Genomic DNA, 5,122 nt, shown 5'->3' on the forward strand with positions numbered 1-5,122 from the left:
GTCAGCGGTTCGATCCCGCTTACCTCCACCAAAAGTTAAAGAGACTTATTAAGTTAAGTTTTAACGTCCTCATCGTCTAGAGGCCTAGGACACGACCCTTTCACGGTCGGTACCGGGGTTCGAATCCCCGTGAGGACGCCATTATTTGAAAACCCGATAGCTGTTTAGCTTCGGGTTTTCGCTTTTCCGGATGGTCATGAGGCGCAGTCCTTTAGCCTCAGAAAAATCTAATTACTCACCTAGGAAAATGGTTCTAACGGAGAATTTGAGCGATTTCTTTCTCCGAAGAATCAAATCTCACAGAATCAGGCAAAAGACTAACTGTTTTTTGTCTTTTCTCTCTTTTCAATCCGCGTAACAATAGCGATCATGGCGCCGGATTGTCACTTTGAAATCCTGTATCGTCAAAAGGAACGACCATGGAAACTCGAGATACAGAACAGAAAGAAATAACAGAAAAATTCATAAATCAGGCAATTGAAGGCCATCGAGCCCATGACCTGAATTGGAAAAGAATTCCCGGATTTAACGTCAGCGTGCTGGAAAAAGACGCAGTCAATCGGAGCTGCTTTTACACGCTCTCTATGGCAGTGACTTTTCAGGGCGAGAAAATAGTCGATGTCGGCGACAATCAATATCAGTATGGAGGCGGTTCCATGATCGTCACCTCTGTGGAAGTCCCGACTTCCTACCGTATCCTTAATGCCAGTCCCGAGCGTCCTTTTGTATCTGCCTCCATGAAACTCGACCGCGCTTTGCTGGCCGAAATCATGGGAGAGATCTCGGGAAAGAAAGAGTTTCCGCCGTCTGAAGACAGCAATGCTTTTTGCGTTGCCAAGACGCCGGTTCAAATTTCAGATTGCTTTTTAAGACTTCTTCGTCTCGCAGAACATCCTGAGGACATGGACTTTGTGTTCCCATGCATTCAGCGAGAACTCCACTATTTTGCACTGACAGATCCACAGTGCAGCAACCTTAGAGAGCTTTGCACAGGCGGTTTGCCTAGCAATCGAGTATCTAAAGCAGTTGAGTGGCTCAAACAATACTACAAAGAACCGATCCGTATTCAAGAGCTCGCAGACATGGTCTACATGTCTTCTTCTACTTTCCATAACCATTTCAAAAACGTGACTTCGCTGACGCCCCTGCAGTATCAAAAACGTCTGCGTCTTCATGAGGCTAAGCGTTTAATGATTACTGAGTCATACAACGCATCCAGTGCTGCCTTTGAAGTCGGGTATGAAAGCGTTCAGCAGTTCAATCGAGAATACAAGCGCCTGTTTGGTAAACCTCCTGTCCAGGACGTCTCCGGTTCATAACTTTTCCTTGATAAAAAGAAGCAAATATTACTCGTGGTTTTGCACAAGAGAGGCCTAATCCTAAAAGGATTAGGCAAATATACGAGTCATTCAAGGCAAAGATAAAAATACGAGCCTCCTAAAATATCCTTAACAAATAGGAGCTCGTGATGACAAACACCTTGAAGAGAAGATCAGTCCTTGTAGCCTCCGCAGCCGCATTAGTCGGAGTCTCTGTTGAAGAAAGCCAAGCAAAGACAAGCAAAGCGAAAGATCCGGATTTGGATAGCGTTCTAGAAAGGCTCTTAGATCAAAAAGAACGCGGAGCAACACTCAGTCCGGTTCAAAAATACTGTGCTCTCCTTTCCTGTGTAACCGCACAAGCGCTTCCTGAGGCCGCAGAGAAGATTGTCCTCAGAGCTCTTAAAGAAAAGGTATCGCCGCTCGAAATCAGAGAAATCGTTTATCAGTGCGCTCCTTATGTGGGAATCGGGCGTGTCCAGGAAACCATGGAAGGCGTCAACGATGCATTTAAAGAAGCTCATTCATTGCCTCTGCCGACGGCAACGACCGTAACGGATAAGAACAGAAGAGAATCCGGAGAGCAGATGGTCATGAAACTCAACAGCGACCGCATGAAGCAGATTTTGTCTCAGGTCCCCAAAGATGAATATGACCTCAGAGTCAACGACCTGTATGACTTCTGCTTCGGCGATTTCTACACTCGCTCCGGATTAAGCCTCAAAGATCGAGAACTCGTTGTGTTTGGTGCAATTGCTGCCTTAGGAGGCTGCGAAGCTCAGTTGCGCAGTCATATCGGAGCCAATCTCCGCGAAGGTACAACAAAAGCACAGTTGGTTGACGCACTGAGAGTCATGCTTCCGTACTTGGGATTCCCGCGGACTCTGAATGCAATGAACCAGGTCAGCCAAATGACAAAGGATTCGAAATGATTAATCGCAGAACTTTTACGTTATTCAGTATGTGCACTGCTGTCGGTGTCTCTGGTTTGGCCAATGCACAGGCTGATAAGAAACCGAAAATCTTGGTTGTATATTTTTCCAAGACGAACCACACAAAGAATATTGCCGACACCATTGCTCGTTTGACGGGTGCTGATGAACTCAGAGTTGAGGTCGTTAAACCTTATCCTGAGGCCTATCGTTCGACAACCGAAGTCGTGAAGAAAGAATTGGAAAAGGGCATCGTGCGCGAGATCAAGGCCCCCGAAGTCGATCTTTCCAAGTACGACGTGATTATTTTCGGAACCCCGACTTGGTGGCACCATGTAGCCATGCCGCTTCAGACATGGATTAAAGCGCATCCGATGCAGGGCAAAACGATTGCTACCTACAACACCGACGGTGGCGGCGGAACAATGCATACAAGCGAAGACTTTGAAGCATTGCTCAAAGGCAACAAGCTTCTTCCGCACTTCACGATTTTCGGCACGACGGATGACAAAACACCTGCAGTTTCGAAATGGCTGAAAGGAATCGGCTTGCTGAATAAATAAAAGTTCTGCAGAAGAAAAGAAGTAAGCACTCCGAATTGAAAGTTAATTTTCTCTTTAGTTCTTGGGCATGGTTTCTTTGAGGACCGTGCCTATTTTTTCAGTCTTTAAACCTGTTATTTTGTCCAGATTTAGTTGAGCTGCTCTGGGCCTCGAGCTTCTAAAATAGCGTTAATAAAATTATCAACCTCAAGAGGTCCTTATATGGCAATTGAATATACCGGCTCCCTTCAAGGCAAGGTTCGTGCTCACACTCCCGAGACATTGGCTGCCACTTGGCTGAATGCCTATGTCGTTTTGCCGAATGCCGGCGGTGCTCCGAAAGTCGGAACCGTAGAAGAATTCAAAGGAGAGACCAAAGCCTATCCCGCAGTGGTTTTCTGCCACGGCAGCTCCGGTGTCAATCCTCAGATAAAAATTTTCGCTCAGTGGCTTGCTGATGCCTTGAGAGTGGCGGTTGTTGTTCCTGACTCTATGCAGACCGAAGACCGTCTGACTTACTCCTCTCCCGTCCCGGCTGCTGACTATGAAATCATCCACAAGATGCGTTCCCAGGAACTGGCTTTGGCCATGATGGAAATTAAGCACGCACCTTGGTTCGACGGACGTGCCATCATCGCCGGTACGAGCGAAGGCGGCGTAACGGCAGCCCGCTACCAAGCTGACGAAAAAATGATTCAGGAAAAAGGCCGCATGATCTTCTCTTGGTCCTGCGAAGACAACTACCACGTTGAAAGTCACAACACCCACATTCCTGACAACCTCCCGGTTTTGAATGTGATGAGCGCAACCGACAAGTTCTTCAGCCAGTCCAACAGCTATTTAGATAATCCGGAAGCCCTCGGCTACGCAGGCAAGGTTCTGGCCAACAACCCGAATGCAGAAATCGTTCTTCTGCCCGGTGCACCGCATACATTGATGAACCTTCCGCAGGCTCGCGACGCTGTTCAGGCTTTCATTAATCGCGTCCTCAGAAGCTAATCGAAGTCTTTCGAGCTTCGGCAGCTCTCTTCGATAAAAAATAATCCCGCAGACTTTTGAAATCTGCGGGATTCGCTTTTTAGAGCTTCAGCCGATTAGAAGATGGCGGAAACAATAATCAGCATCGTGATGTAACCGACGACACAGGGGATCGCGGTTCTCTTGATAATCGCAAACGGACTGACCTTTGCAAAACCGGCCACGATAATGATGACGCCGGCAACCGGAGACAGTGCGCGAAGCATTTCAGAAGCAGTATGCATCATGAGCATGATGGCGATACCGTTGGAATTGAGGTGCTGTGCAACGTCCGGGATGACGTGAGCCAAGCTAGTGAAAGCAGCAACGCCGGAACCGGTAAGAACAGTAACCACACCGATGATGGCGGAAAGCACAACGCCGGTGCCTGTGACGCCGAGGCCGCAGTTCTTAGCAACGTCGATCAAGTAGGTGATGAGACCGGTCTGCTGCAGGCCTTTAGCAAAGAAGGCAGCAACGAAGATCAGGCCGACGGTACTTGTTAGGATGCTGCCCATGCCCTTAAACATGGAGAAGGACAGGTCGAAGGACTTCTTGGCCTCTCTTCTGACGAGAAGGTCGACGAGGAAGCAGACGAACCAAGAAAGGAACATGGCGGTTGCAACGTTCATCGTAATGGTCTTGTAAACCATCTTGTTGAAGATGAGGAGAAGAACCAGCGGAAGAACCGGCATGCAGGCATAGATGAGCGGTGTCTTTTCGAGTTCTTTTCTCTTAGCTTCGAGTTCGGCGAAGTCGGCAACATAACCGTGAACACCGTCTTTCTTGTCGAAGTATCTCTGAACGATCACGTGAGTGATAGCCATTACAAGTACGACCGGAGCGGCCATGACTAACTGATAAGAAACCAGATATTCAACCGGGTCAAGGTGAACCAGTTCGGCAGCCATCACAGCAACGCCGGAGGCCGGAGCGTAGCCGACGCAGAGGACGCTGGCGACCACGGCAGCGGCAGAAAGAGAAGAGCAGCCGACGCGGATGATCAGCGGATAAACCGTCACGATCAACAGCATGGCCAAGCCGGCAGCCGATGTAATCACCAAGCCGAGGCAGTGACCGATGATGAACACTAAGCCGAGGATGAGGTACGGGTTCTTTAATAAGGTAATCGGTTTAGCGCAAACCGTAACGAAACGGTCGGAAGCACCGACGTCTTTCATGTACTGAGCAAAACCGCCGGAAACAAGAATAATGAAACCGACACCGGCAATCTGGGTGCGGCAGATCGCGCGGAAGAGTTCGAAGAAGTCAAAGCCTAAAAGGCCTGTGGCAGTGGCATTCTTCGGAAGAA

Annotated in this window: 5 protein-coding genes and 1 tRNA gene; 5 read left to right on the top strand and 1 reads right to left on the bottom strand. The window is 48.6% G+C overall.

The genetic code is table 11. From position 1 onward, the window contains the following. Positions 1–65: 65 nt before the first annotated feature. The 5 genes from HMPREF9439_RS06750 (at position 66) to HMPREF9439_RS06770 (ending at position 3,792) form a co-directional block, all read left to right on the top strand. A tRNA-Glu gene (locus tag HMPREF9439_RS06750) sits at positions 66–141 on the top strand. A gap of 278 nt (positions 142–419) precedes the next feature. Continuing rightward, entirely contained in the window at positions 420–1,319 is a 900-nt protein-coding gene (locus HMPREF9439_RS06755; protein ID WP_008864271.1) for an AraC family transcriptional regulator, read from the top strand. A 149-nt stretch (positions 1,320–1,468) separates the two neighbouring features. After that, on the top strand, positions 1,469–2,251 hold the full coding sequence (locus HMPREF9439_RS06760; protein WP_008864272.1) for a carboxymuconolactone decarboxylase family protein: 783 nt from the start codon (positions 1,469–1,471) through the stop codon (positions 2,249–2,251). After that, positions 2,248–2,814 (top strand): flavodoxin, encoded by a 567-nt coding sequence (locus HMPREF9439_RS06765; protein ID WP_008864273.1) that lies wholly within the window; start codon positions 2,248–2,250, stop codon positions 2,812–2,814. Before HMPREF9439_RS06760 ends, HMPREF9439_RS06765 begins: the two co-directional genes overlap by 4 nt. Before the next feature lie 201 nt (positions 2,815–3,015). Then, positions 3,016–3,792 carry a dienelactone hydrolase family protein gene (locus HMPREF9439_RS06770; protein ID WP_008864274.1) on the top strand — a complete coding sequence of 259 codons (777 nt, stop codon included), beginning with the start codon at positions 3,016–3,018 and terminating at the stop codon, positions 3,790–3,792. Positions 3,793–3,887: 95 nt separating this feature from the next. On the opposite strand, the gene dcuC is transcribed toward HMPREF9439_RS06770, so the two are convergent. Continuing rightward, the coding region (gene dcuC, locus HMPREF9439_RS06775; RefSeq protein ID WP_008864275.1) for a C4-dicarboxylate transporter DcuC at positions 3,888–5,122 on the bottom strand (1,235 nt) is incomplete at its 5' end.

The organism is Parasutterella excrementihominis YIT 11859 (genome assembly GCF_000205025.1).
Taxonomy (GTDB): Bacteria; Pseudomonadota; Gammaproteobacteria; order Burkholderiales; family Burkholderiaceae_F; genus Parasutterella; species Parasutterella excrementihominis.